Consider the following 25679-nt stretch of genomic DNA (forward strand, 5'->3'; position numbering starts at 1 on the left):
GCCAATATCGGGTTGACTAATGCATAAACCAAATCAGGGGCCATGGAGCTGCAACAAATAAAGTATTTTCTGGCCCTGGCGCAGGAACTCCATTTCTGGAACACCGCCGAGAAAATGTTCATCACGCAGTCGGCGCTGAGCCGGCAGATCAAGTCCCTGGAGGAGGATTTGGGCGTGCAGCTTTTTGAGCGCAGCAAGCGGAACGTGAAGCTCACCCAGGCCGGCGTTTTCCTGCGGGACCGGTGGTTGCCCCTGCTGGAGGAGATCAACCGCATGCATCGGCAGGCCCGCAAGATCCACGAGGGCGCCTACGGTTCCATCTCCATCGGGTATCCGGGATCGGTGGCGTACGGTTTCCTGCCCGAGTTCATCTCCAGCATTGCGCAGACCTTGCCCGAGCTGAAGGTGGAACTGGTAGAGCCCACCGACATCAGCTTTGAACAGCTGCTGCTCAATTACCAGATGGATCTGGCCTTCAGGAGAGACCCCGCCGAGAACCCCGCCCTGCAATCCATCAGCCTGTACTCAGAGCATTTCGCCTTGGTGGTGCCCCAGGGCCACTGGTTGCGGCAGGACAATTTCAAGGGGCTGCAGGAGGTAAAAGATGAGAAGTTCATCCTCTCCGGTTTGCACCACCAGACCTTGTATGTCAAAGGCCTGCGGCAGATTTTCAAGGAGTACGGCTTCACGCCCAATGTGTACATTGAATCAGATTTCGGGGGCATGATTCTGAGCCTGGTGGCCCGTGGTTTGGGCGTCACCATCTTGCCCAGTTCTTATTCCTTCGGGGCGCCGCCCGATGTAAGGTTCATTCACCTGCCGCACAAAGCCAACCTGTACGTGACCTGGCGCCGCGAAGACACCAGCCCCGTGCTCACCAACGTGCTGAAGCAAGTGCAGGAAACCGCCCGGAAATTCAACACCGACCAGATCTGAGACCCCTGAAAAGGGCACTTTCATGAAAAACGCCCCTAAAACGCAGGATTTTAGCATTTCAGGGGCGTTTCTATAAACCAGGCTACAATCTAGCTCTTTGGCTTTTGCCGGAGCGCGGCCTTGATCTCCTCGCCTACCGGTGACACCGCCGGCCCGAAGTAATGCGTGAGGTTGCCTTGCTCGTCTATTAGGTATTTGCTGAAATTCCAGTCGGGTTGGTGCTCGTTCCAGCCGTTTTTCTGGGCGTGTGACAGCCAGTCATACACCGGGTTCTGCCCCGGGTTTTTCACCACTACGCTCTTCTTGGCCAGCGGAAACGTCACCCCGAAGTTCACCTGGCAGAACTGCGAGATGGCGGCATCATTGTCTTTCTCCTGCTCCTTGAAATCATTGGCCGGGAACCCGATGATCACCAGATTGTCTTTTTGCTCTTCATGCAGCTGTTGCAGTTCCTCGTACTGGCCAGTGTACCCGCAGTTGGAGGCCGTGTTCACCAGCAAGACCTTCTTGTTTCTGAACTGACTGAAATCAAGCGGGCTGCCGTTGTTGAGCGTGGCCTGTAACCCATAGAAAGGCTGGGCTGCGGGCACCTGCTGCCTGTTCTCCAGTATCTTCCCGTTTTTGGTTGACTTGGACAGCCGCATAATCAACGGGTACAGCCATTTCATGATTCTTTGTCTTAACTCCATGGGGTAAAGGTAAGGTTACAAGTTGAAGGTTTACGCCTGCGTACATCGCCAATCCATTTCACAGTGGTTTCTCCTGGTATATCAGGCTTTCAGCCGATTGGCGAAAAAGGCGAGCGTGGTGGCCCAGGCTTCTTTGGCGGCCAGCGGGTGGTAACTGGCGCGTTCATCGCAGTGGAACCCATGATCTGCGTACGAGATCACAGTATTGATATAGTCTTTGCCGGCTTCTTTCACCGCGTTGATGATGGTGTCAATCTTCTCCTGCGGAATGTGGGCGTCTTTGCCACCCCAGAAAAACAGGTGCGGCCCGTGCAACTTACTAGCCTCAGAAGCCAGCGTGTCCAGCCCGCCGCCGTAGTAAGACACCGCCGCCGCCAGCGGCAGCACCGTATTGGCAATGAAAGACACCCGCCCGCCCAGGCAGAACCCAATGCTGCCAATCTTGTCCGGCTGCACGGATGGTTGCTGTTGGAGCCAGTCAAATGAAGCCTGTAAATCGGCGGTCAAGCCTTCTTTGGTGATGGCCTGGTAGTGCGGCATGGCAGAGGCGAAATCTGAGTAGCTGATCTCCACCCGTTTGGCCGTGCGGTGAAACAGATCAGGGGCGATGACGGCGTACCCTTCCCCGCAAAGCCTATCCGCAATACTTCTGATGTGGCCATTCACCCCGAAAGCCTCCTGTAAAACAATGATAGCCGGGAATGGGCCCGCTCCCTCGGGCAGCACCACGTAAGCCTCCATGGGCGTACCATCGGCTACTTGCAGGGTGATAAAATCGTGGTTGGTCATTCTGTAGTTGATTTTGTTTCTGGCGCCAGGATTGCCTGATAGTTCCTTCACCACAAGGTCTGTTTCAGCGCCAGTTTAACAAAAACACCTTCTAAACGAAAAGGTTACAACTGAGCCTCGGTCTAAAGGGCTGCATGCATTCCGTTTGATAATGAAAAACGGCCTTAGAATGACTTTCTGCAGGCAGGATGGCAAGCCGTAAGAATTAAAACGGAGCAACCATCCGGTTTTCAATCCGTTTTATAAGGCTGCAATTGATGTAGAACTTAACTCTAAAGGATATGAAAAAGGTAACATTTTTGGCGGCTTTGTTTCTGGCTGCCGGCCTGCAACTGAATACCGCCCAAGCCTCTGACCACCCGGTACAAGATACCACCCAGGTGAAAACCACTAACAAAGAGCGGGCAAAAACCGGGGTTAACCAGGTAGGCCACGGCGCAAAGTCAGTGGGCAAAGGCACCAAGAACCTGGCGGTAAGCGGCGCGAAGGCTACGGCCAAAGGCGCTAAGAAAGCCGGCAAAGCCGTGAAGAACACCACCAAAAAAGGCGTAAAAAAGGTAGACGAGAAAATTGACTAACCTGAGTAAACCTTTGCCACAAAAAAGCCTTCCTGAACTCCAGGAAGGCTTTTTTTAATGGACGAATTTCTATCCAGTGTAAGTGGATCAGTTCTCCTCCGCTCCGTTTTGGGGCAATTTCCGAACGGGCATGATCGTGAATTCCTGGATGCGCCAGTCCAGGTCCCTTACTTCCTGGAGCAATTTCTCTATCTGCTGGGTAAGCTGCCCGTTGTGGTCATGGGGCACCAAAAACGCCTCGCCGGAGTAAATATGGCCTTCCTCGCGCATCCTGAACGCGTGTTCCTTTATCCAGGGCTGGCCTTTGATTTTATGCTCTATCTGGTTGAGCAAAGGATCGGTTTCCTGGTCGTCCACGGTCTTGGGTATTTGGTCCATGAGATCGAAAACAGCCTGCTTCAGGTTAGTGTAGCCGTCTTTGATGATGTCTAAGGAGATGAGGAGCGCCGCCACCGAATCGGCCCACCACCAGCCCATTCCAATACCTATTATACCCGGAATAGCCGCCGCCCCCGTCATCCAGTCGGCTTTGTTCATGTCGGCATCGGTGTAGAGGTTCTTTTCGTGGAGTTGCTTGGCCAGGGGCAGCTTCATGCGGCCCAGGATCATGGCTGGTATGGTGCTGTAGAGCATGGCTGCAATCATGAGATAGCCCAGCCAGATCTCGTGCCCGAAAATGACTTTGATCCCGATGGTGGGGTGTTCCTGCTTGAGCAAGGTGTGCACCGAATCATAGATGAGAAAGCCCCCCACCGAGAACAAAGCCAGCGCGCTGCACAGATACGCAATACTCACCACCCGGTGGTAGCCGTACGGAAAGTTCTTGTTCGGTTTCTTGTGGAACACCCGCGAGGCGATCAGAAACGAAATGGAGGGCGTAAGGCTCAGGATATCCTCAAACCAGGCGGTTTTCATGGCCTGGGAGTTGCCCATGGTGAGGAATACCACAATGGAGGTAGTGATCAGGTAGCCTACCGTGATCCATTCCAGCTTTTTGGCTTTCTTGAAAACCGGCTGCAGTTCCTCTGGGTATTCAAATCTGCTGACCTGTTTCATGGCTGTACCCGGTTTTGAATGACGGATTTCTGCTGGTTCAGAAAACTTTCCAGTTTCACGGTGAAGGCATTCTCTCCCATGATCACCGCCATGACGTGTTTCTTTTTCTCCACCTCTACAAACGGCCGGGTAAAAGAGATTTTGCTTTTCCAGGGCGAGTCATCTGTGAGCCCGGCAATCACCAAATGCAGTTCATTTTTCTCCAGATCCTCCAGCAGGTTCTGCTCAGAATCGTTCTGCCACTGCACCCGGGCGTTGATGCTTTTGGCGAAGGCTTTCACCAGATCTGGCTCAATGCCGGTGGGGCCATCTGGGCCTTTCACCACCCAGGGCGGGTTCTCTGAGTACCCCACTTTGAGGGTTCCGTTGCTGACCTGCTCCAGCGTTTTCTCCGGGTCTTTGGGAAAATCCTGGCAACCGGTAACCAGCAGGAGAACGCAAAACAGGTATAAGATAAAATAGCCATTGCTATGCATGCGTAGGTTATTTAGGGTTAAGGGAGAAAGCTGGGCGATATTTTCAATCTATTGCTATATAGGACTAAAACAATTTACTCGAATTGCTGTTATTACGCACGCCACGCCAGATTGGTTAATGCCCAACCAGGTTGGTTTCAAAAGGAAGCATCTAAATTCCTTTCCGGAGAATCCTGGTCAGAAAGCCCTAATTCCCCACCCCCGCGTATCTCCCTGTTCTTCAACCCCCTGCTCTCTCCCTGATTCCTCCCTCCTATAAATTTGCAGCGTTAGCTTAGGTGACAAATCTCTTTTAGAGATTTGCGAACCCGTGAATTTGTAAGATTGGAAAACCGCTTCCTCAGACTCAGCCTGCTTAGCAGATACTTTAAGCGGTTGTGGCAATTGAATCTCAGCTTCAGGAAAGAACTTAAGGTGGGTTAAGCTTCTTTCCAGGTAATTGCTTTAAAGTTTTCGCCTTTCCTGCAGGCTTATTTTGCGTAAAAACAAGTACACTAGGGTTGAAACAAAGGCAACGGTATTTCCATCCTGAATTTCTGAAAACAGGGAGAAAACCCGTTCTTTCCGTGGTTGAACTTAATTAAATTCAGGCCTCAGAATTACTCAACACCATGCGCTCCCATACCCTAAACTTCGTCACGATTGCCGCCTTGCTCCTCTGGGCCGGGATGGTCATTGGCATCTCCTTTATTGAAGCCCCTGTAAAATTCACCGCACCTGGCATTACCCTGGCACTAGGCCTGGGCATTGGGCGGCTGGTATTTGGCGTGCTGAACAAGGTGGAGATCGCGCTCTGCACCGTGGCGCTGCTGGGCCTGCTTTTCAACCATGGCACCAGAAAAGAATGGACTCTGCTTGGCTCTTTGACCGGTATTCTCTTGCTGCAGACGTTCTGGCTGCTGCCTGCCCTGGACGTACGGACGCTGGCCGTTATTGCCGGAAACACAACGCCGGGAAGTAACCTACATTACCTGTACATAGGGCTGGAAGTCATAAAACTGGTGTTGCTGGTTTCCAGTGCCGCCGTGGTGAACAACACCACTATCAAAGCAAAGCACGCAGAGCGGCTCCGCCTCCACCAGCTCCAGAAAATGGTTTCGTGATTCTCCTCTCAGTTGCCGAACGCGCCCGGGCCTCTTCCTGGCCAGAGAATTGCAGCGCCATTTAAGGGTTGTTTAAAAGAAATCAGCCCTTAATCGGCTTTTCTCTTTCGGGTAAGATTTCAGATTTTCATGACCGAAAAACCTTGCCATCGGTTAAAACCTCTGCGGCCCGAATAAACACCTAATTATCAGGTTATAACCAACTATCCCCCTATAGAAGCGTAGCCAATAAGCCCACATCCTGGATAATAGCCCCTGATAATTAGCGTCATATGAAAAAAGGATTTACCATCGCCTTCCTAATACTTCTGGCCCTGGTAGTGGCCGCTGGGGTTGTCATCGCCACTACGCCTACCAAAAAGCTCATTTCCTTTCTCGCACCTAAGATTGACAACATCCGGATCACCGATACCAAAATTGGGGAGAAAACCGCCACCATGAACGTGCTCATGGATGTGGAGCCTTCGCTGGTATCCAGCTTCGTGGACAGTATTTCCTATAAATTCAAACTGTACAACAAAAGCGTGGCGCAGGGACAGAAGAGTTTTGAGCGCGATGCCAACCAGAAAAAGCAAACCATCAAATTCCCGATGACCATGGACCACAACAAAACCCGCGAACTGGTGCGGCGCCAGGTGAAGGAAGGCGAACAGGTAAGGGCTTACATCCAGGCCTATACCGATATCCCGCTGCTGGGCCGGCGCAAGTTTGACATAGACGAATCTCTGGACATGGTGATTCCGGCGGTGCCCGGCGCCGAGGTCACCAACCTCAAGATCACCGATTTCGGGCTGGACGAGATGGAGATGGTCATGACCATGAGCCTGGACAACCCCAATGAGTTTGATTTCTACATCCGGGAAATGAAGATGACACTGAACTTCCCAGACAAGATGAGCTCCGTGGGAGGCACGGTGAAAGACTACCTGGTGAAGGCCCAAAGCGTGACCCCCATCCAAATCCAGGCCGTGTCTGACGTGAAAAAACCGCTGAAGACCACCTTCAAGACCCTTATGGGCGACCACATGTGGAACTACAGCATGAAAACCTACATGGTGCTGGAGCCCAAAAGCGACGTGGTGGGCACTATCCACATGGATGCCGTGAAGACAGGTAAGATCAACGTGGTGCAGCAGCTCAAGAAAATAAAGGAAACCAAAAAGGCCGAGAAGAAAGCCGAGAAAGAGGAAAAGAAAGAAGCCAAAGAGCAGCGCAAAGAAGAGAAGAAAGAAACCAGGTAGCCGCGCTTTGGGGCTTTTCCTAGAAAAACAGGGTTAAAACAGTTCTGCATCTGGTGGCATAAAAGTTTAAGGACAAAAGCGTATTTTGCTTTGCAAATCCTTGAATCCACCACCCTATGCCAAACGTCTACTTCGCTCGTTTTCGCAAAAATATATTCTTTCCCGCGGTAGCCTTCACTCTTGCTGCCTTTTGTGTTCCGCAGGCTTCTTTGGCCAGGCAAGAGACCTTGCAAGCCCCCTCAGACTCGGTGCAGATGGGCTATGGTTTAAAGAAAAGGCAACAAACCACCGGTGCCTTGCAGACCCTTACCGCCAGGCAGTTCAACCAGGGCCTGGTAGTTTCACCAGAGCAGCTTATCTCAGGGCAACTGGCGGGTTTACAGGTGACGGGCTTAACGGGGGCACCAGGCGCAGGTTTCCTGGTGCAGCAGCTCAGAAATGCAACCCTGGCAGGCAGAAGTGCGCCTTTGGTTGTTCTGGACGGCGTTATCCTGGAGAGCGAGGCAGAGGAAGAACTGGTGTCCGCGCTGGCGCTCCTCAATCCGCAGGATCTTGCCTCTATTACCTTGCTGAAAGACGCCGCTGCTACCGGTATGTATGGCTCCCGCGGAGTGAACGGGGTGCTGCTTTTAACCTCCAAACGCGGGGCAGAAAACAAGAAGCTCCAGGTGGATTTCCGGTCACAGGTAGCCCTTTCTACCCTGCCCAGAAAAGTGGAGGTACTTTCCGGTGATGAATTCAGGCAGGTGGTTACGCAACGCGGGACACAGGAACAAAAAGCCAGGCTGGGACAGGCCAACACAGATTGGCAGGAGGAGGTGTATGAAAACGCCGTCAGCTATGACCAGAACCTGAGCCTGGATGGTACCGTGGGTTTTCTGCCCTACCGGGTGGCTGTAGGTTATCTGCACCAGAACGGCATTCTCACCAACAGCTACTTTAAACGGAAATCCGCGGCCCTTACCCTGAACCCCTCTTTTTTTGAGGATCACCTGAGGCTGGATATCAGCGTCAAAGGCACTAAGAGCGAGACCCGGTCACCTAACCAACGGCTGATCAATGCCGCGGTGAACTTCAACCCTACGCAGCCGGTGTATGCCTCCAACGGAGATTACTTTGAATGGCGTGATGCGGAAGGCAAGCCCGAGGCGTTTGCACCTTTGAACCCCCTGGGCCTTCTGGAGCGCTCCACCTCAGGCCAGGAATCAGAAAGGAAGTTTGGCAACGCGCACCTGGCGTATCGCTTTCATTTTCTGCCGGCCCTTACCGCCCATATCAACCTGGGCTATGACCATCACAACACCGACGGCAGGGACAACAACAACATTTCAGCCACTCCATCTGATTACCTTTTAACCGTAGCCCAGTTTGGCCACACCCGTAAGAACCGGCTTCAGGAGTATTACCTTACTTACGCAGCGTCGCTGGAGAAGCTTAAAAGCCAGTTGGACTTTACGGCCGGATATTCGGCCCAGAAAACCCTAAATAAATTCTTCCTGAATTCTGTTTCTGAGCCGGAGGGCAATCTAAGGTCTGGGTACAGCTATGAGACAAACATGGCTAAAAAAGCATTCTTCGGGAGCTTGCAGTATGGGTTCAAAGAACGTTACTTCCTGACCGCCTCGGCTCGCCAGGACCAAAGCCCGTATTTTGCCGAGAAGAACAGAGATTTCACCTCCAAAGCGGTAGGCCTTGCATGGCTTCTTTCTGAGGAAGCGTTTTTGCAAGACCAGGACCTTCTCTCTTACCTGAAAGTCAGGGCCAGCTACGGCGTGCAGGGCAACACCCCTTTGTTTCCCGCCTTCAACCCTTTCAATAGCGGCACCACCTCCAGCGCTTTTCCCAACCCAGACTTAACCTGGGAGAAAACCACTTCCTTTAACCTGGGGGCAGATGTTGGGTTTTGGGGTACCCGTTTCAACGCCAGCCTTGATTTGTTTTTAAAGAAAACCGATGATCTGCTAACCTACAGAGCCCTTCCTAACACCAACAACGGCTTTTCCTACGTCATGGCCAATGGCGGCGAGGTGCAGACAAAAGGCGGCGAAGTATCTCTCCGATACCTGGCACTAGACACAGAAAACGCCCAATGGGTAGTTTCTTTGAATGCCTCTTACGCTACTAATAAACTGGTCTCCGGACCCATGGGGGCTTACGGGGCCAGAACCTTTCTGCTGGCTTTTACCAATCCCCGGTACGTCAACGCACCCGGGCATGAACTGGATGCCTACTCGGTTTACGTGCAGAAATACAGCAACGGATCTCCGTTGGAAGGGCAGTACGAGGACGTAAACAACAACGGCACCTTCGGACCGGAAGACCAGAGAATCTTCCATAGCGCCAGACCCAAAAGCCTGCTGGGTTTCACCTCGCAGGCCACGTACAAACAGTGGAGCCTGGGCTTTATGGCCAGGGCCCAGTTGGGAGCGTATGCCTACAACCGCCATGCGGCAGAAACCGGTTATTACAACAGCTTCAGAAGTTCGGCCTGGCTCCAGAATCAGTCTTCCAGCGTGCTGGAAACCAACTTCAACCTCCCGCAGCCTTTCTCAGACTATTACGTTGAGAACGCCTCTTTCCTCCGGATGGAGTACCTCAGCGTAGGCTATGATTTCGGGAAAATCCTGCAGGACAAGGCCCGGCTCAATCTCATTGCCACCGTGCAAAATGCTTTTGTCATTACCGGCTACTCCGGCCAGGACCCTGAGGTGGCCTACGGAAACGGCACGGTGCATTACCCAAGAGCCCGTACCTTCTCCCTCACCCTGGAAGTGGGACTCTGAGACAGAAACCCAAACTAAAGCCCGCAAGAGCTGCCTGGTAGCGGCTCTTCCGGTTTTAGTTTTAGGGCTCTTATTATGAAATCAGGCGCAAAATGCAGCTTACTCCGCTACCTCCAATTTATAGCCCCTGCCATGCACGGTGGTGATCTTCACCGAGGAATCTGGCTGAAGGTATTTACGCAGGCGTGAAATGAACACGTCCAGGCTGCGGCCCACAAAGTACCCGTCGTCTTGCCAGAGGCGCTGCAGGATCTCCTCGCGGCGTAATAGCTGGTGCGGGTGCTGGGCGAAAAGGCGGAGCAGTTCGGCTTCCCTGTCGGTGAGGGTGTGGGTTTGGCCGCCCACGTGCAGCAACAGGTTCTTGAACTCCAATGAAGAAGTGCCAAAAGAGATGACGTCTGTGGCGGCAGGTTTTGCCTGGTCAGGTGGCGTAGTTTTAGGAGCCGTGCGGCGCAGAATGGCTTTTACGCGGTACACCAATTCCTCCAGCCCGAAGGGCTTGGTCAGGTAATCGTCGGCGCCCAGCTCAAAGCCTTGCAGGCGGTCGGCCTTAAGGGCTTTCGCGGTCAGGAACATGAACGGTACCGGCAGGTTGCGCTGCCTTATTTCCTCCGCCACTGAGAAGCCGTCGCGCTTGGGCAACATCACGTCCAGTACGCAAAGGTCAAAGGTCTCCTGGGCCAGCGCCGATAATCCGGCTTCACCGTCCGGGCAGAGGGTGACCTGGTACCCCGCCGTCTCCAGGCTGTCTTGCAACAGGAAACCCAAACTAGGGTCGTCCTCCACGATCAGGATGTGCGCCATAACTCAGTTGACTACTAGAAAGTCAGCGATAACCTTTTCCTGACCATTCACGATCACTGACACACGGTGCTCTCCCGGATAGTACCTGCGCGTGGTGATGAACTTGAAGCTTTGCCTACGGGTAATGTTGGTTTCCTCAATTGGAGCAAATTCGCGCTCGCTGATCTTGAACACCTTCCGGGCCAGGGAGTTTTTTGCTTTTTTGTAATACACGCCGTATTCCAGTCGTACTTTCTGGGGCGTTTCAGAGGTATTTTTCAGGGAAAAGGCGAAAAGCAGATCCTGCCCCAGCGCCACTTGGGGGGTTAACACTTTGAAGCCGGAGACCTCCAGGTGGGCCGCTCCGTTAAACCCGAAATACTGGAGCACCTCGGTATGGCCTTGCTTGAGCAACGTGCGGCAGCCGTGTTTTACTACCCAATCGGTTTTTTTGGTTTGGCCTTTCCATTGGGCCAGCAGTTCCAGCACCAGTTCGGGGTTATCCTTGGAAATGTCGTTGAGGTTATTGGCCACGCTCCGGCGCACGAACTCAGAAGCATCTGCTTTGAGGTTCTCCAGGATGGGCAAAATGGGCGACGGATCGCGTTTGAGGAAGGGCAGCGCCATGGCCCAGGGCAACCGGGGCCGACAGCCTTCGGAGGAAAACCGCCTGACCGCGTGGTGATCGTGCGTGGACCAGGCTAGCATCTGCGCCATCATCCGCTCGGGATATTTCAGAAGGAACGGACGAACAGCGAACTCGCAGCTGATGAACTGCGTGATCTGCTCCATGGCCCAGACGGAAGTTTCCAGGTCCTCAAGGCCGTACAGTTCCACATAATCTGGGAAGAACATGAATTCTACGTGCTGCACCGGAAACTGGCGCTCGCGTAGCTGTTGGATGGTTTGCAGAATCACCCCTACCGCCTCCGGAAAATTCCAGGGCAGAAAATGGTGCAGCATGCGGGCGGTGTGCCGCATGCGCTCCTTCAGTTCTTTGGCTTCCCAACCTTCCGCGAAAATCAACTGCCTGAACTGCTCCTGATCAAACTGGGGCAAGATAGTTTTCAGCACCTGACCGAACTTGTCATAGAACTGGGGCGAATAGACGTCTTTCAGGAGCGCGGGCATTGGCAGAGGGTTGAGGCGTTTGGGGGCCAATTTCAGGAAAAGCCCTGAAAAACGCGAATCTTACTCCTTGCCTAGGCCCACATTGTTTTTGGTCTCATTACTGGTTCAAAGACTCAAACCATTGCAGCACATCCAGCATCATGGGTTCAATGCTGGTGCGGTGCGTACCGCCCTGGATGGGAGTAAAAGTGACATTGGTAGCCCCGGCCGCCACAAACTGGTTGTAGGTGGTTACGGTGGTCTGGTAGAAAACCGCCTCATCGTCGGTGCCGTGGTACAGGCGGGTGGGCGTGGTGGGTTTCCAGTCCAGGAGGCTGTTGTTGGCAATGGCCTGTTTCAGGGTGGTTTCCCCCGATGGGTTGCTTAGGTTCGCGTAGAAAGTAGGGTTGAACAGCGCCGTGGTGGAAGTGGTGAGCTGCGCATCTATGTCTTCCCGGCTTTTGGTGCCATCCAATAAACCCGGAAGCCGGTCGGCGTACGGTTGCTGGAAGAAATCTGAGAACGGACGGTTCCAGCCATAGGTCACGTTGTAGCCGTTCAGGATCTGGGCCAGGAAAGAAGGGGCTGCGTAGTTCTGCACGGTGGCAATGGTGGAGAGCATGGTATTGAGGTCATAGCCCCCGGCGCCGGCCGCCACGGCAGTCAGGTCCAGATCCAGGTCAGGGTTGGATTCTATCTCTTTCTGGGCGGCCAGCGTCACATAGCCTCCCTCAGAATACCCCACCAGAAACAGGTTGTCATTCGTGGCGATCTGTTCGCGGTCTAGATAAAACTCCGCGGCCCGCAGCATGTCCACCACCGCGGCGGCAGAATGTTCCTCATCGTAATAAGGGTGGACCAGGTCTTTGGAGGTGCCGTAGCCAATAAAATCGGGGATCACGGTGACGTAGCCCACCGCCGCAAAGAGCTCAAAACCGGTGAAGCTCTGGGGAAAACTGGAAGGGGCATCATTATCCCGGAAAATGGTGCCGTGCTGGGCACTCACCAGCGCCGGGGCACCAGGCGTGTTCTGCGGAACGCACAGTAAGCCCGAGGCTTGGATCCTGGATCCTTTGTAGGTGGTGTTGTAAATGAACCTGAAGAACTCAATGTCATAGTCAATGAATGAAACAAAATTCCCGTACCCCGCTGTCACAGCATAAGCCTGCAGCGCTACCTTGGGAACAACGCCCAGCGAGGTAGCCGACACGAAGTAATCACCATCCTGGGGTTTTGGATCTTCATCGTCAGAGAAATCGCAACCGCTAAAGACAAATAAAGCCAGCACTACCCAGCTAAACTTTTTCAGGCTCTTTTTCATATCCCTTTCTATTAAGCTAAACCAATCCGCCTCTTTGCTTCCCACCTGATAGTCAAGGTATTAATTAATATTTTCAATTAAAACACAATATTTTCTTTTCAACCTTCAAATAAAGTGGTTTGCTACTCCGGTGAAGGGTCTTCAATTCAGTTATTTGGTAACAATAAGTTAACATTGGCGCCACAAGCATAACATTGCCTTCACATTCCCCTCATAGGGAAAGTGTAAATTACTTTCTTAATCACAAGATTATGAAGGAGATAGCACTGAACACCCTGCTGACAGACCTGGAGCCGCTGATGCTGAAAGTGAAAGTAGTTACGGGTGGTTACCTTACAGAGGTCCAGACCCTGATGTGCGAACGGCTGGAGCGCCTGGGTGTGGCCACCGGAAACCAACCGCTGGAGTTCTACTGCACCGAGCAGGACCATGTGCTGGCCTTCCATTTCGCCCGGCGGCTGGACCTGCAGAAATCCATCTGCGCCATAGACTATTTCCCCCAGCATTCGCCTAAAGAAGTAAGCAAAGTCTCAGACAAGTTGCTGGAGGTTCTGCGAAAACCGCCTGTTTTTACCAAAAAGGCCTCAAAACACCATTCTTAGTTCACGGGCAGCACCAACCGGAAACAGGTGCCCTGCTGCTCTGCGCTCTCCACGGTAACTTGTCCCTGGTGCGCCTCCATGATGGCTTTGACGTAACTCAGCCCCAACCCGAAACCTTTCACGTTGTGCACGTTGCCGTTGGGCACGCGGTAGAACTTATCAAACAGAAATTTCTGAAACTCCTGCTTTATCCCGATGCCGCGGTCGCGGATGCTGATCAAGATGCCCTGCTCGGTGTCGCGGGTGGTCACCTCAATCTCCGGCGCCTGATTGGAGTACTTCTCCGCGTTGTCCAGGAGGCTGTAGAAAGCGTTGGCCACGTGCAGACTATCGGCGTGAACCAGGGAATTGGTGGCCTGGAGATCAAGCCGCAGATGTCCGGAACGTTGCTGCAACCTCGGGGCCAGGTTCTCGCCGGTCTGCAGCAGCAGCGCGTGCAAATCCACGGTTTCCTTTTTCAGGGCCAGTTCCCGGCTTTCCATTGTGGCCATCTGCAGCACCCGCTCTACCTGGGCACGCAGGCGCTCGTTCTCGGAGTGGATCAGGTCATGGTAGCGGGTGAGCCGGTCCGGGGACAAGGTCTCGGAACGTTTGCGCAGCACCTCGCTGGCCAACCCGATGTTGGTGATGGGGGTTTGCAGCTCGTGGGTGAGGTTGTTGATAAAATCGGTTTTGAGCTCTGAGAGGCGTTTCTCACGCAGAATCTGCACCATGGTATAAGCGAAGAACAGCACCACCAGCAGCAGTGCGCCTGTGGAGTACCACCAGAATTCCATTTCCCGCAGAATAAAAGAAGTCTTGCCCGGAAACACCACCGCCAGGTTGTACAAAGGCGTTGCCCCTGCCCGCTCATGTCGCACCACCGGTTCTGGATTTGTATTGCTCACCCGCTGGGAGGTCGGTACATACTGCCCAAACAAGAGCGTGTCATCCAGGCTGTTATAGAAACCAAACTCATAGCGCTCCTGCAACTTCCGTTTGGCCAGTTCCTGCCGCAGGATCTTACTGGCCTGGGCCGGATCCACGGGCGCGTTCAGTTCCGCCAGAAAGAAGTTGGAGGCTACCTGCTGCACGGGAGCCGCCGAGGTCACTCCTTTGCCGCTATGGGCCAGCAACTGATCAGATACACTGGTGAGCGCCACCTGCACGCTGTGGTTGAAAGCCCGTTCCTGGGCACTGTAGGCTTTGTTCAGCCACACCAGCTGCACCGACAACAAGGCCACCAGCGCCACGCAGGCCAGCACCAGAATTATTTGCATTTTCACTCGGCTCATGGCTCTAAAGTACAGAATTTCCGGCGCTCTTCTACCGCATTAACATCTCATTAACATCTTTTTACAAACCGTTAACCTGGGTGCATCTCAGTAGCCGATAAGTTTGCAGAGGAGTAATTGTATGAGTTAAAAGAGAAGAATTCACGACGGAAGAGGAGGTTTTCAACGGACAAAAGTGGTGCATTCCGTTCGCTTTGAAGGTCCAGGATGAGAAGTCGGTTTCATTCTAAATCGTCTCTGGTTCAAGTTTTCAACTTGGACCTACCATGACCTGCAGTTTGCAACTGCAGTGAGGCGAAAGCCTCAAAAGGAGCATTCAAAGACTGAAATACTGCTGCAATAAATAAATCTAGGATAAAATAATTCTGCTTTGCCTTAGATGTAATAGCACTGATTCATTTTAACAGTGTCTGGATGTGTTTAAGGATCGCAAATGTGTCATTTGAGGCTATCGCCTCACTGAAGTTGCAAACTTCAGCCCATTATGGGTCCAAGTTGAAAACTTGAACCAAAAAAAATTTAAGGCACATGTAAAGAGAAAAGATTTAAGATATCCGCAAAGCGACAAACCATAAAGAACCAACTATGAGTACCACCATCAAAGCACCTGTTCAGTCAATCGTGCAAGCGCCTTTTCTGTTCACCAGACGGCAGTTCATCCCGCTGCTGGCAGGCATGGGAATTATTGCAATAGGCTTTCTGCTCATGGCTACTGATTCTGCCCCCCAGGGCTATGGTTTCCAGGGGCTCACGTTGGGTCCATTGCTGGTGGTGCTGGGCCTGTTGCTCCCCATTTGGGGCATTTTCCGGAAAAACAGCCTTAAAACAGTTGTGGAAGTTTCCCCGGCCTGGCGCTCTTTCCGGAGGTGGAATACGGTGCTGGGTTGGGTTTCGGCATTAGTTGCCTTGGGAGTGTACGTGCGCACGCTGGAGCCTACGACTAGTTTCTGGGATACGGGCGAGTTCATTGCGGCGGCTTACAAGCTGCAGGTACCGCATCCGCCGGGGGCGCCTCTGTTCCTGCTCATCGGGCGGCTGTTTACGCTGCTGAGTTTCGGGGAGGTGACCCAGGTGGCCTGGTGGATGAACTTCCTCTCAGCGGTGAGCAGTGCGGCCACGGTGCTGTTTTTGTTCTGGAGCATCACACTGCTTGCCCAACGGCTGCTACCTTTATCTCCTGATGGTCCCTCCCCTGCCCAACGTGTGCTGCTACTAGGCAGCGGAGCCGTAGGCGCCCTGGCTTTTGCGTTCACCGATTCTTTCTGGTTCAGTGCCGTGGAGGCCGAGGTCTACGGCATGTCCTCGTTCTTCACGGCCATTGTGGTGTGGGCGGCCCTCAAGTGGCAAGCCGAGGCTAACTCACCGGGGGCCGATCGCTGGCTATTATTTCTGGCTTACCTGGTGGGGCTTTCCATTGGGGTGCACTTGCTCAACCTGGTGGCTTTGCCCACCATCGCGCTGCTGGTGTATTTTCAGAAGTACAAGCCTACCAAGTGGGGAGTTTTGCTTGCGCTTGTGATGGGTGTGGCTTTGGTGCTGGTGGTGATGGAAGGCGTGATTACAGGCCTGCCCTCGGTGGCCGGGGCCATGGAAGTGTTCTTCGTAAACACCATCGGCTTGCCGTACGGCGCGGGGGCAGTTGTGTTTTTGCTGGGACTCACAGCGGCCATCTGGTACGGGCTGCGCTGGGCCAGGAAAACGGGCAGGGTGCTTTGGCACCACGCGCTGGTGTCTTTGGTGTTGGTGCTGGTGGGTTACTCGTCTTACCTCATGGTGCCCATCCGGAGTGGCTACAACCCGCCCATTGACGAGAACAACCCTGAGAATCTGCTTTCCTTTGTGAGTTACCTCAAACGCGAGCAGTATGGTAGCCGTCCCCTCCTGTATGGTCCGCAGTTCAACACCGAAGCCCAGAGCTTTGAGAAAGGCAGCCCCATTTACGCGCCGCAAAACGGTAAATACGCGATAGTGGATTACAAATATGAGGTGGCCTACGCCGATAAAGACAAAACCCTGCTCCCGCGCCTTTACTCAGATACGCCGCTGCACCTTCGGGCCTACCAATATTGGGAAAACGTACAGCAGGGCCAGAAACCAACCTTCGGACAGAACCTGGGTTTCTTGTGGAACTACCAACTGAACCACATGTATTGGCGGTACTTCGGGTGGAATTTTGTGGGCCGAGAGAGCGAGGTGCAGGGTGCCGGCGTGCTGTGGCCCTGGGAAAAGAAATCCGATGCGCCCTCGCCCATTGCCCAGAGTAAAGCCCGAAACCAGTTCTACATGCTGCCTTTGGTCTTGGGTGTTTTAGGGCTGATTTTCCAATTCCGGCGCCAAAACAAGGATGGCTGGACCGTCCTGCTGCTGTTCGTTTTCACGGGCGTGGCCATTGTGGTGTACCTGAACCAACCACCGGTAGAGCCACGCGAGCGCGACTACACCTTTGCAGGTTCTTACTACGCGTTCAGTATCTGGCTGGGCCTGGGCGTTCTTGCCTTGGGTGAACTCCTGCGCCGATTCAAAAAATCCGAACTCTCAGCCGCGATCCTGGCCACCCTGCTGGCGTTGCCCGCTCCATTGGTGCTGTTGGCCCAAGGTTGGGATGACCATGATCGCTCCAATCGTTACCACGCGCTGGATTCAGCCAAGAACCTGCTGAGCTCCGTGGCGCCCAACGCAATCCTGTTCACCAACGGCGACAATGACACCTTCCCGCTTTGGTATGCCCAGGAAGTGGAAGGCTTCCGGACCGATGTGCGCGTGCTGGTGATGACCTACCTCAACACCGATTGGTACATTGAACAAGCCCGCCGCCAGGTGAATGCCTCGGCTCCGCTTCCAGTTACCCTGCCCATGGAGCAATATGCTTTCAGCACGAATAATTACTTACCCTACATACCCAACCCCAGTGTGCAGGATAGCGGCATGGACCTGAACCAGTATCTCCAACTGCTCAAACAAAACCACCCTGCCCTCCAGGTTCAGACGCAAGACGGTCGCACCTTAAGCGCCTTGCCCACTAAGCGGCTGCATCTGGCCGTAGATCCCAGAGCCGTGCTGCAGAACGGCACCGTTTCCCCTGAGCGAGCCAGCCAGCTAGCTTCAACCATGTCGTGGGAATTACAAGCTTCGGCCCTGGAGAAAAGACACTTGTTCATGCTGGACGTGATCGCCTCTAACAACTGGCAGCGGCCCATCTATTTCTCCAGCACCGGGAGTGAATCCTCTGAACTTGGTTTGCAGCCGTACCTCCAATTGGAAGGCCAAGCTCTGCGTCTGGTACCCGCCCGCAACCCAGATCCTCAAGCCGATGCCTACGTAGACCGCCACCGGACCCAGCAAAGTTTAATGGAGAAGTTCCGCTACACCGGCCTCACCAACCCAGACCAACCCTATGAAGAGAATTTCACCACGCAAATTGTGCCTTTGTACCGCCATAACTTCGCAGAATTGGCCACGGCCCACCTACAGGCCGGAGATGTGCCACAGGCCCGCAAGGTGTTGCATACCTGCTTAACCCTGATGCCGGATGCCGGAGCCCCACACAACTTTGAAAGCGCGAACCTGGTGCTGCCCCTGGCGCAGGCAGGCCTCACCAAAGAAGCCCAGGCCCTCACCCAACTGCTTGCCAACCGCTTTGATGCCCAACTGAATTACTACCGAACCCAGCCGCCCTACTTTGACCGCGAAAAACAACTGAATCTATTTGGCCTGCAGAACCTCGTCCGGGCTGCCCAAACCGCCAACCTCCCTGAGGCAAAAAGACTGGAGGAGTTGTTCCTGCGGCACTATGAGGGACTGGGGGAATGAAGGAATGAGGATTTGAAGATTTGAAGATGTGAGGATTGGGAAATTTGGAAATATGATAATTTGGAAAGGGTAGATTCAGGTTACTCGTTTGGGCCCCGCTTTAGGAATTTTGGGCTCAAAGCCAACTTAGTGTGCCACCAACTGAGTGTGCCATTTGAAACACCCTCAAAGCCCACCTCAGATGCCGTTGTTGGTGTTATCACCAACAACCATAACAGCGTTTCTAGTGCCTTTTACAGAAAATTAGCTATAAACGGGTATTGAATAAAACAGGTGAATGCGGTAAGATTACTATGGTGGGAAATGGAGCTGTTGGTGATAAAACCAACAACGGCATTGAACTGAGAAGTCCTCTTAACACCTACAAGGGCAGCAAAGAACCTTCCCTTTCCAATCCTCGCATCTCCTAATCTCCACATCTTCAAATCTACAAATCTCCAAAAACTCCCTAATAAGGAATCTGCATGGCTTGTAACAGGCGTTCTTCTAGTTCGGGGAGTTCGCAGAAACCGCGGGAGATGAGGCGGGGGCCCATGGGGTGCTCCAGGTAAACGCTGGGCAGGGTACTGACGCCCATTTCCTCTACCATTTTGAACTCGTCCTGGGTTTGCTGGTAGATTTCATCGGTCTCGAAGACGGCCAGGAACAGGTTCTCCGGTATCCCAAACGGACGCAGCACCTCCACCAGCACCTGGGTATCAGTGATGTCCCAGCCATCGGCGTAGAAGGCCGAGTGGAGGGCGCGGAGAACTTCCAGGGTGAGCCCGGGTCTTAGGTGACGCACAGTTAAGAGGGCACGGCAAGCGGGTTCGGTATCATAAACGGCCTCTTTCCGCAGGAAGAAGCTGTAGTCAAAAGGCAGGTGTGATTTCCCCTGGGCCCGGTGCCAGCTCACGGCCAGTTTGTCTTTCTCCGCCGAGGTCAACGGATCCTGGACGTACGGATGTAGCCCTCCCACCAACACCTGCACCGATAGCCGGCCAAACCAAAGGGCCCTTAATCTTCTGATCACTGGCGTGAACCCGTAACACCAGGCGCACATAGGATCAGTGACGTACAGCAGGAGGGGATTTTCGGGGAGCATGGACATAGGTATTCTTCCTTGGTTTCTCTCTGTTTACCGTGAACCCAGCCCCAAAGGTTTGTCCTGACCTTGATTTTAGACCTGCGACAATCCGTATCGGTGCCCGGTGTTTAGGGGTAGATTTTAGTAAAATAGCCGCTAAACGCTATTCGTGGTAAATCATTTTCACGGTCATGCCGCCGTCAATGGTCAGGCTCTGGCCCGTGATAAAACCGGCTTTGTCTGAACAGAGAAAGAAGGCCGCTTCGGCGATGTCCTCGGGGGTGCCCACCCGGCCTACGGGGTGCTGCTCCTTGTCTTCCTTGCTGTGGTGCGGTTCTACTTTTTTGCCGTCCTTCTGCCAGGGACCGGTCTCAATCCAGCCCGGGCTAATGGCGTTGACCCTGATGCGCTGGGGTGCCAGGCTGATGGCCAGGGAATGGGTAAGCGACTCCAGGCCGCCTTTGGCCGCGGTGTACCCAAAGGTATCGGGCTCAGACATAAAGGCGCGGGTGGAAGTGATGTTGAGGATGGTGGGGTTAATGCCTTTCTCCAGCAGCGGCATGGCGTATTTGGCGCACAGGAAAGGACCCCGCAGATTCACGGACAGTACCTCGTCAAACTCCTCCACGGGCAACTGGGCCAAAGACCTTCTCACCGGGGCCGCGATGCCGGCGTTGTTGATGAGCACATCCAGGCGGCCGTACACTTGCCGCACCTTGTTCATGAGTTGCTGCACCTGCTGCTTTTTGCTTACGTCGCAGGGCATAAAGTCAATGGTGAGGTTTTGTTTCCCCAGCCACGCCATGGCATCAGCGCCCGCTTCCCAGTCAATATCGGTAATCACCACGTGGGCTTTCTCCAGCGCGAACGCCTGGGCCAGTCCCCGGCCAATGCCTTGGGCGCCGCCGGTGATCAGGATGATTTTGGAGGTAAAGTAATTCTGCATGATAGCTGGGAATAAGGGCTGCCGGAGAAACGCGTGAAATCAAGAAGGCAGACCGGCTCTGTTCTCCCAATTGCAGAACAGAGATACAATTATGCCTACCTTTTTTCATATGCCGCGTTAGAACAGCAATACAGGCAAAGTTTATTATCTAAAAGTAAGCTATAAACTATGAAAAAAACGTCTATCTGGCGGCAAGATGCCCAAATAAGTAATTATCCCAGGCTGGAGGGAGAAATAGAGGCGGATGTGGTTATCATTGGCGGCGGCATCACCGGCATTACCACGGCGCATCTGCTGGCCTCCGGAGGAAAGCGGGTAGTGGTGCTGGAAGCCCTGAAAGTAGCCGAGAGCACGACCGGTTACTCCACCGGAAACCTGTATGCACCCGTGGGCTCTTACCTGAACGTGCTGGAGAAAAAGTACGACCAGGAGACCGTGCGGGCCTTAACCGCTTCCAGAACCGCCGCCGTTGACTTGATTGAACGCCTTACGCAGCAATTCAACATAGACTGCCATTTCAAACGAGTGCCCTGGTACCTGCTCACCGAGAACGAGGCAGAAAACGCTTTCATCCAGGCCGAAACGGAGACCGCCCAAAGAGTAGGCTTGCCCGCTTACCTGGATGAATCCAGAACGCCAATGCCTTACCCGGTTTCCTCAGCCATGCGGCTGGAAAACCAGGCCCAGTTCAACCCTATGGCGTACGTAAAGGGACTGGCTGCGCAGATCGCCGGCCCCAATTGCCAGATTTTTGAGAACAGCCAGGTAACTTACGTAAAAGAAGGCAAGACCCACGTGGTGCATACAGAGCAGGGCAAGGTACGCGCCAACCGGGTAGTACACGCCACTCACACCCCAAAAGGCATCTGGTTCCTGCACACCCTGCTGGGGCCGTACCGCGAATATGCCTTAGCGGTGTCTCTGAACTCGGCTTACCCCGAAGGCACGTTCTGGGACTACAGCGCCATGCACCACCACTCCATGCGCACTTACGTCAACGACCAGGGAGAACCGTTCCTGCTCATTTTGGGCGAGCCGCATAAAGTAGGCCACAAGGAAAACAACGAAGAAGCTTTCCAGAAGCTGGAGCAATTTGCGCGCGAACGCTTCGATGTGAAAGCCGTGGAATACCGCTGGGCCGCCCAACACTACAAACCAGCCGATAGCCTTCCCTACATCGGTCGCCGCGACAAAGGATCTGAGATTTACGTGGGCACCGGGTACGAGGCAGACGGCCTCACCTTCGGTACCCTGGCGGCCATGATCATCAGTGACCTCATTCTGGGCCGCGAAAACCCTTACGCCGAGATGTACGCCCCTACCCGTCACAGTCCTAAGAAAGCGGCCGGCAAGTTCATCAAGGAAAACGTAGACGTGATGGCCCAATACCTCAAGGACCTGCCTTACCGCAGCCAAGTAGAAAAACTGGCCGACATCTCCGCGGGTGAAGGGAAAAACATTGAAATGGGCGGCAAGAACTACGGCGCCTACCGCGATGAAGCCGGCAAGCTGCACGTGGTATCGGCGGTTTGTACGCACATGGCTTGCCTGGTGCACTTCAACCAAGCCGAGAAAAGCTGGGACTGCCCCTGCCACGGCAGCCGCTTCGATATTGACGGACAGGTACTGGAAGGTCCCGCTTACTTAGACTTGTCCAAGATGCAGGACAAACCCTCATCCTACAACCGGTTCAAGAAGCTTTCCTCAGCGGCTTTCTTCGGAGCCACCGCCCTGGCAGGCTTTTACTTCTACCGGAAAGCCCTTAAAGAGAAAGGCGCCTCCAAAAAGAAAAGTAAGTAATTCCTTCGCCTCATTGAAAGGAGAAATTCACCATTATTAAGTGGTGCCACCATCATGTCAAAACGCTTTCATCGTAAAGGTGGCATGGTTGTGGCACTATTCATACCGTAAGTTTCGTTACCAAGGCAGGACACCTTTCTGCCCCAAATTTTCAAAAGGGGATTGCTTCTCTAAAATCTGAACTACAGCAATCCTCGCATTCATTTCTGATATCTGTTTTTGCAGCGCTTATTGCCTGGGATTACTAAATCAAGAAGTTAATCTCAAGCCCATCAAGCGTTTATGTCACAGAAGTTAAAATTCATCAATACAAACCAATCTGCCTTTTTCTCCACTGCCCGCAAGATGGTAGACATCTATTTTCAGGAACAGGGAATCTCCAGAAACGCCAACTGGCTTATGTGGAGCAAAACGGCTTTCTTCCTGGTGGGGTATGTATCGCTTTATCTGCTGATCCTTTCCGGAAATTTTGGCACCTTGCCGTTGATAGGCCTGACCCTAGCATTAGGGGCCTTCGGGGCTTTCATCGGGTTTAACATTTGCCACGATGCCATTCATGGCTCGTTTTCTAAAAGCAGCAAGGTAAACAAAAGCCTTAGCTACCTCTTCTACATCATCGGGGCGAACCCCTACCTGTGGAACATCTCGCACAACGTGGTGCACCACACCTATACCAACATTCCCGGCCATGACGAGGACATTGAGGTTGCCCCAGGCTTGATCCGGCTGGACGAGAGCGAAAAAGTGAACAAGATCCAACGCTTTCAGCACCTGTACGCCTTTTGGCTCTACGGTCTGGCGTCTCTCTCCTGGGCTCTGCGGAAAGACTATGTGAAGTTCTTCCAGAAACAGATTGGGCAGCACAGAAACCAGCATCCCAAGCGCGAGTACTTTAATCTTTTCTTCTTCAAGCTGGTCCACTATTTCCTGTTTATAGGGGTGCCTTTGCTGGTACTGGACCTTACCTGGTGGCAGGCGGCGCTTGGCTTTTTAATCATGCATTTAGCTGAGGGCACGGTGATGGGCCTGGTTTTCCAGTTGGCCCACGTGGTGGAAGGCACTGATTTTCCGGTACCCAACGAGCAGGGCAGCATGGAAGAGGCATGGGCAAACCACCAGATGCGCACCACCGCTAATTTCGCCCCTAAAAGCGCCGTTGCCAGTTTCTTCCTGGGCGGCCTGAACCGGCAGATAGAGCATCACCTTTTCCCGAAGGTGTGCCACGTGCATTACCCGGCAATCTCCAAAATCATCAAACAGACCGCAGCAGAGTTTGACTTACCGTACATTGAGATTGAGAGCTTCAAAGCGGCCTTGCTGTCCCATTACCGCATCTTAAGAAAGCTGGGCAAAGAGGCTTATCAGGACCAGACCAAAACCCTGCAGCTTGTAAGTTAACGAAAGCAAAAGCGTAGCTACTCTCAAACTCTATAAAACAAAGAAAGCCGCGGATGGAACCGCGGCTTTCTTTGTTTTAAACTACTACTTTTTACTAACCTAGTTTTTCTGGGCCAGAACTCAGCTCTCGTCCGTAGAACACCAAATCCTTTTGGGAAGGGTTTTCTGGGACGGTACAATAATAGACGCGTTTCGCATACCTTCTAACTACTAATTTCTGAGTAGGTTTAGCATTTGCGTACACGGTTGATCCTTCGGGAAATTGGAAATCCATCATTTATGTATATACGGGGTGTAAGGGTATTAAAATGAATATGAAGCGGTTATTAATCAGATACTTTCAGCTTCGCTGCCGTTTTCCCTTTCTTTCTGAAAAGTAGGCCCTAAACAGAACAAGCAGGGACATTTTTCTAAGTAGCCAGGAAAAAGGAAACCCTGTGGAAAGGATGTTTTCAGAAAAACATCCTTTCCACAGGGTTTCCCACTTATCTGACAGAACTTCTTTAAGTATAGACGAAGCTCTAACTGTTTACTTTTTGCCCTTAGGCTTCTTCTTTTTCTTTGATGCTTCCTCAAAATCCTGCACCTCTTTCAACAGGGATTTCAGGTCGGGTTTTACCTCTGCGGAGAAGTCAATGGTGGCGGTGTAATCCTGTTTCTCAATGTCCAGCACCTTGATGGGCTTGCCCAGATAGCCTTCAATCTCATCCAGGATTTCTTTTTCCTCTGGGCTGCAGAAAGAAACGGACTTTCCTTTCTGGGTACCCCGGCCGGTACGGCCCACGCGGTGCACGTAGTTCTCAGGCACATCGGGCAGGTCATAGTTCACCACGTACTCCACGCTGGGGATGTCAATCCCGCGCGAGCTCACATCGGTGGCGATGAGCACTTTCACCTCGCCTTTCTTGAAGCGGTTCAACGCGGCCAGGCGGTCTTTCTGGTCTTTGTCGCCGTGCAGGGTATCGGCTTTGATGCCCACGCGCTCCATGGCGGCGTGCACCCGCTCGGCCCGCACTTTCGTGCGCACAAACACCAGTATCTTGCTGCCCTCGTTTTCCTTGATCACGCGCTCCAGGAAGAACCGTTTGTCATCCATCCCAATGTAAGCCACCGAGTGGTCTACGTTCTTGGAAACCGGGTCTTTGGGCGAGATCTGGATGCGGATAGGTTTGGTCACCAGCGAGTAGGCCAGGTCTTTGATTTTCTCGTTGATGGTCGCCGAGAAGAACAGCGTTTGCCGCTTACGGGGCAGGTGGCGCAACACATCTCTTATGTCTTTGATGAAACCCAGGTCCAGCATGTGGTCGGCCTCGTCTAATATCAAAATCTCTACGCGCTCCAGCCTGATGTGGCCTTGGCTCACCAGGTCAAACATCCGGCCCGGGGTAGCCACCAGCACATCAATGCCGTCTTCCAGTTTAGTGATCTGAGGCGCCTGCTCCACACCGCCAAACACCGTCATGGTTTCCACGCGGGTGTGCTTGCCCAGGGTATGAAACACCTCGGTGATCTGGATGGCCAGCTCGCGGGTGGGCACCATCACCAGGCATTTGATGCCGTCCTGCCGGGCGTACTGCTTGCGCTCATGCAGCATGTGCAGCACCGGAATGGCAAAGGCCGCCGTCTTACCGGTACCCGTCTGCGCAATTGCCAGCACATCCTCACCCCTTAAAATAGGCGGAATGGCCTTGAACTGGATATCGGTGGGTTTCTTGAAGCCTAGTTTGTCCAGGGCTTTCTTGATGGCGGGGTTGATATGGTAATCTTCGAATTTCATGATCGCGGGTGTTTCGGCGTGTGCCGATAAGCAAAGCGGTTTCTCCTTGTACGAGAAGTAAAGCCAGAAACCTTCTGCAAAGGTGCGATTTCTTTCTGGGTTTTAAGGGGAATTCTATCAGATCAGGCTCAAAGCTCAGAG

20 protein-coding genes are annotated in these 25679 nt (G+C 53.2%); 9 read left to right on the plus strand and 11 right to left on the minus strand.

The window, feature by feature from the left end; all coding sequences use genetic code 11:
* Positions 1–42 precede the first annotated feature (42 nt).
* Entirely contained in the window at positions 43–936 is an 894-nt protein-coding gene (locus J3P34_RS01410; protein WP_210486109.1) for a LysR family transcriptional regulator, read from the plus strand.
* An 89-nt stretch (positions 937–1025) separates the two neighbouring features.
* On the opposite strand, the gene J3P34_RS01415 is transcribed toward J3P34_RS01410, so the two are convergent.
* Together J3P34_RS01415 and J3P34_RS01420 are read right to left on the minus strand one after the other, a co-directional pair.
* Positions 1026–1625: a glutathione peroxidase gene (locus J3P34_RS01415; protein ID WP_210486110.1), complete on the minus strand. Its 600-nt coding sequence runs from the start codon at positions 1623–1625 to the stop codon at positions 1026–1028.
* 81 nt (positions 1626–1706) lie between these two features.
* The gene (locus tag J3P34_RS01420; protein ID WP_210486111.1) at positions 1707–2465 is read right to left on the minus strand and encodes a dienelactone hydrolase family protein; all 759 of its coding nucleotides are present in this window, start codon (positions 2463–2465) and stop codon (positions 1707–1709) included.
* A gap of 230 nt (positions 2466–2695) precedes the next feature.
* Here J3P34_RS01420 and J3P34_RS01425 point away from each other — a divergent pair, with 230 nt between their 5' ends.
* The gene (locus J3P34_RS01425; protein WP_210465935.1) at positions 2696–2992 is read left to right on the plus strand and encodes a hypothetical protein; all 297 of its coding nucleotides are present in this window, start codon (positions 2696–2698) and stop codon (positions 2990–2992) included.
* A gap of 87 nt (positions 2993–3079) precedes the next feature.
* On the opposite strand, the gene J3P34_RS01430 is transcribed toward J3P34_RS01425, so the two are convergent.
* Entirely contained in the window at positions 3080–4048 is a 969-nt protein-coding gene (locus J3P34_RS01430; protein ID WP_210486112.1) for a cation transporter, read from the minus strand.
* The gene (locus J3P34_RS01435) at positions 4045–4524 is read right to left on the minus strand and encodes a transporter substrate-binding domain-containing protein (RefSeq protein WP_210486113.1); all 480 of its coding nucleotides are present in this window, start codon (positions 4522–4524) and stop codon (positions 4045–4047) included. Before J3P34_RS01435 ends, J3P34_RS01430 begins: the two co-directional genes overlap by 4 nt.
* A 611-nt stretch (positions 4525–5135) precedes the next feature.
* Here J3P34_RS01435 and J3P34_RS01440 point away from each other — a divergent pair.
* The 3 genes from J3P34_RS01440 to J3P34_RS01450 all read left to right on the plus strand — a co-directional run bounded on the left by J3P34_RS01440 (position 5136) and on the right by J3P34_RS01450 (position 9651).
* Positions 5136–5627: a hypothetical protein gene (locus J3P34_RS01440; RefSeq protein ID WP_210486114.1), complete on the plus strand. Its 492-nt coding sequence runs from the start codon at positions 5136–5138 to the stop codon at positions 5625–5627.
* A gap of 272 nt (positions 5628–5899) precedes the next feature.
* A complete protein-coding gene (locus J3P34_RS01445; RefSeq protein ID WP_210486115.1) occupies positions 5900–6868 on the plus strand; it encodes a hypothetical protein in 969 nt (322 codons plus the stop codon).
* Positions 6869–7095: 227 nt separating this feature from the next.
* Positions 7096–9651 (plus strand): SusC/RagA family TonB-linked outer membrane protein, encoded by a 2556-nt coding sequence (locus J3P34_RS01450; RefSeq protein ID WP_210486116.1) that lies wholly within the window; start codon positions 7096–7098, stop codon positions 9649–9651.
* 99 nt (positions 9652–9750) lie between these two features.
* Here J3P34_RS01450 and J3P34_RS01455 read toward each other — a convergent pair whose 3' ends face one another.
* From J3P34_RS01455 to J3P34_RS01465, 3 genes are all read right to left on the minus strand, one after another.
* Positions 9751–10455: a response regulator transcription factor gene (locus tag J3P34_RS01455; RefSeq protein WP_210486117.1), complete on the minus strand. Its 705-nt coding sequence runs from the start codon at positions 10453–10455 to the stop codon at positions 9751–9753.
* A gap of 3 nt (positions 10456–10458) precedes the next feature.
* The gene (locus J3P34_RS01460) at positions 10459–11565 is read right to left on the minus strand and encodes a DNA alkylation repair protein (protein WP_210486118.1); all 1107 of its coding nucleotides are present in this window, start codon (positions 11563–11565) and stop codon (positions 10459–10461) included.
* Between the two features lie 97 nt (positions 11566–11662).
* Positions 11663–12865, minus strand: coding sequence for an alpha/beta hydrolase family protein (locus tag J3P34_RS01465; protein ID WP_210486119.1), 1203 nt, complete (start codon positions 12863–12865; stop codon positions 11663–11665).
* A gap of 251 nt (positions 12866–13116) precedes the next feature.
* On the opposite strand from J3P34_RS01465, the gene J3P34_RS01470 reads away from it, so the two are divergent.
* The gene (locus J3P34_RS01470) at positions 13117–13467 is read left to right on the plus strand and encodes a hypothetical protein (RefSeq protein ID WP_210465944.1); all 351 of its coding nucleotides are present in this window, start codon (positions 13117–13119) and stop codon (positions 13465–13467) included.
* On the opposite strand, the gene J3P34_RS01475 is transcribed toward J3P34_RS01470, so the two are convergent.
* Positions 13464–14726, minus strand: coding sequence for a sensor histidine kinase (locus J3P34_RS01475; protein ID WP_210486120.1), 1263 nt, complete (start codon positions 14724–14726; stop codon positions 13464–13466). The genes J3P34_RS01470 and J3P34_RS01475 overlap by 4 nt on opposite strands.
* A gap of 600 nt (positions 14727–15326) precedes the next feature.
* Between J3P34_RS01475 and J3P34_RS01480 the strand changes: the two genes are divergently transcribed.
* Positions 15327–18551, plus strand: coding sequence for a DUF3098 domain-containing protein (locus J3P34_RS01480; RefSeq protein ID WP_246853493.1), 3225 nt, complete (start codon positions 15327–15329; stop codon positions 18549–18551).
* 448 nt (positions 18552–18999) lie between these two features.
* Here J3P34_RS01480 and J3P34_RS01485 read toward each other — a convergent pair whose 3' ends face one another.
* Positions 19000–19635, minus strand: a complete 636-nt coding sequence (locus J3P34_RS01485) for a DsbA family protein (protein WP_246853494.1) — start codon at positions 19633–19635, stop codon at positions 19000–19002.
* A gap of 145 nt (positions 19636–19780) precedes the next feature.
* Complete coding sequence (locus J3P34_RS01490; protein ID WP_210486122.1) at positions 19781–20563, minus strand: SDR family NAD(P)-dependent oxidoreductase; 783 nt, start codon at positions 20561–20563, stop codon at positions 19781–19783.
* A 168-nt stretch (positions 20564–20731) separates the two neighbouring features.
* Between J3P34_RS01490 and J3P34_RS01495 the strand changes: the two genes are divergently transcribed.
* Both J3P34_RS01495 and J3P34_RS01500 read left to right on the plus strand, forming a co-directional pair.
* Positions 20732–22363, plus strand: a complete 1632-nt coding sequence (locus J3P34_RS01495; protein ID WP_210486123.1) for an FAD-dependent oxidoreductase — start codon at positions 20732–20734, stop codon at positions 22361–22363.
* A gap of 282 nt (positions 22364–22645) precedes the next feature.
* Positions 22646–23761: a fatty acid desaturase family protein gene (locus J3P34_RS01500; RefSeq protein ID WP_210465949.1), complete on the plus strand. Its 1116-nt coding sequence runs from the start codon at positions 22646–22648 to the stop codon at positions 23759–23761.
* Positions 23762–24290: 529 nt separating this feature from the next.
* Here J3P34_RS01500 and J3P34_RS01505 read toward each other — a convergent pair.
* Complete coding sequence (locus tag J3P34_RS01505; protein ID WP_210486124.1) at positions 24291–25538, minus strand: DEAD/DEAH box helicase; 1248 nt, start codon at positions 25536–25538, stop codon at positions 24291–24293.
* Positions 25539–25679: the final 141 nt, after the last annotated feature.

Origin of the sequence: Rufibacter aurantiacus (genome assembly GCF_017916345.1) — a bacterium.
Classification (GTDB): domain Bacteria; phylum Bacteroidota; class Bacteroidia; order Cytophagales; family Hymenobacteraceae; genus Nibribacter; species Nibribacter roseolus.

Coding starts and splice junctions, on each gene's coding strand:
- J3P34_RS01475 (WP_210486120.1), bottom strand. CDS start 14,726: ATGCAAATAATTCTGGTGCTGGCCTGCGTGGCGCTGGTGGCCTTGTTG.
- J3P34_RS01500 (WP_210465949.1), top strand. CDS start 22,646: ATGTCACAGAAGTTAAAATTCATCAATACAAACCAATCTGCCTTTTTC.
- J3P34_RS01430 (WP_210486112.1), bottom strand. CDS start 4,048: ATGAAACAGGTCAGCAGATTTGAATACCCAGAGGAACTGCAGCCGGTT.
- J3P34_RS01465 (WP_210486119.1), bottom strand. CDS start 12,865: ATGAAAAAGAGCCTGAAAAAGTTTAGCTGGGTAGTGCTGGCTTTATTT.
- J3P34_RS01485 (WP_246853494.1), bottom strand. CDS start 19,635: ATGCTCCCCGAAAATCCCCTCCTGCTGTACGTCACTGATCCTATGTGC.
- J3P34_RS01425 (WP_210465935.1), top strand. CDS start 2,696: ATGAAAAAGGTAACATTTTTGGCGGCTTTGTTTCTGGCTGCCGGCCTG.
- J3P34_RS01460 (WP_210486118.1), bottom strand. CDS start 11,565: ATGCCCGCGCTCCTGAAAGACGTCTATTCGCCCCAGTTCTATGACAAG.
- J3P34_RS01495 (WP_210486123.1), top strand. CDS start 20,732: ATGAAAAAAACGTCTATCTGGCGGCAAGATGCCCAAATAAGTAATTAT.
- J3P34_RS01415 (WP_210486110.1), bottom strand. CDS start 1,625: ATGGAGTTAAGACAAAGAATCATGAAATGGCTGTACCCGTTGATTATG.
- J3P34_RS01455 (WP_210486117.1), bottom strand. CDS start 10,455: ATGGCGCACATCCTGATCGTGGAGGACGACCCTAGTTTGGGTTTCCTG.
- J3P34_RS01445 (WP_210486115.1), top strand. CDS start 5,900: ATGAAAAAAGGATTTACCATCGCCTTCCTAATACTTCTGGCCCTGGTA.
- J3P34_RS01505 (WP_210486124.1), bottom strand. CDS start 25,538: ATGAAATTCGAAGATTACCATATCAACCCCGCCATCAAGAAAGCCCTG.
- J3P34_RS01440 (WP_210486114.1), top strand. CDS start 5,136: ATGCGCTCCCATACCCTAAACTTCGTCACGATTGCCGCCTTGCTCCTC.
- J3P34_RS01470 (WP_210465944.1), top strand. CDS start 13,117: ATGAAGGAGATAGCACTGAACACCCTGCTGACAGACCTGGAGCCGCTG.
- J3P34_RS01410 (WP_210486109.1), top strand. CDS start 43: ATGGAGCTGCAACAAATAAAGTATTTTCTGGCCCTGGCGCAGGAACTC.
- J3P34_RS01480 (WP_246853493.1), top strand. CDS start 15,327: ATGAGTACCACCATCAAAGCACCTGTTCAGTCAATCGTGCAAGCGCCT.
- J3P34_RS01490 (WP_210486122.1), bottom strand. CDS start 20,563: ATGCAGAATTACTTTACCTCCAAAATCATCCTGATCACCGGCGGCGCC.
- J3P34_RS01435 (WP_210486113.1), bottom strand. CDS start 4,524: ATGCATAGCAATGGCTATTTTATCTTATACCTGTTTTGCGTTCTCCTG.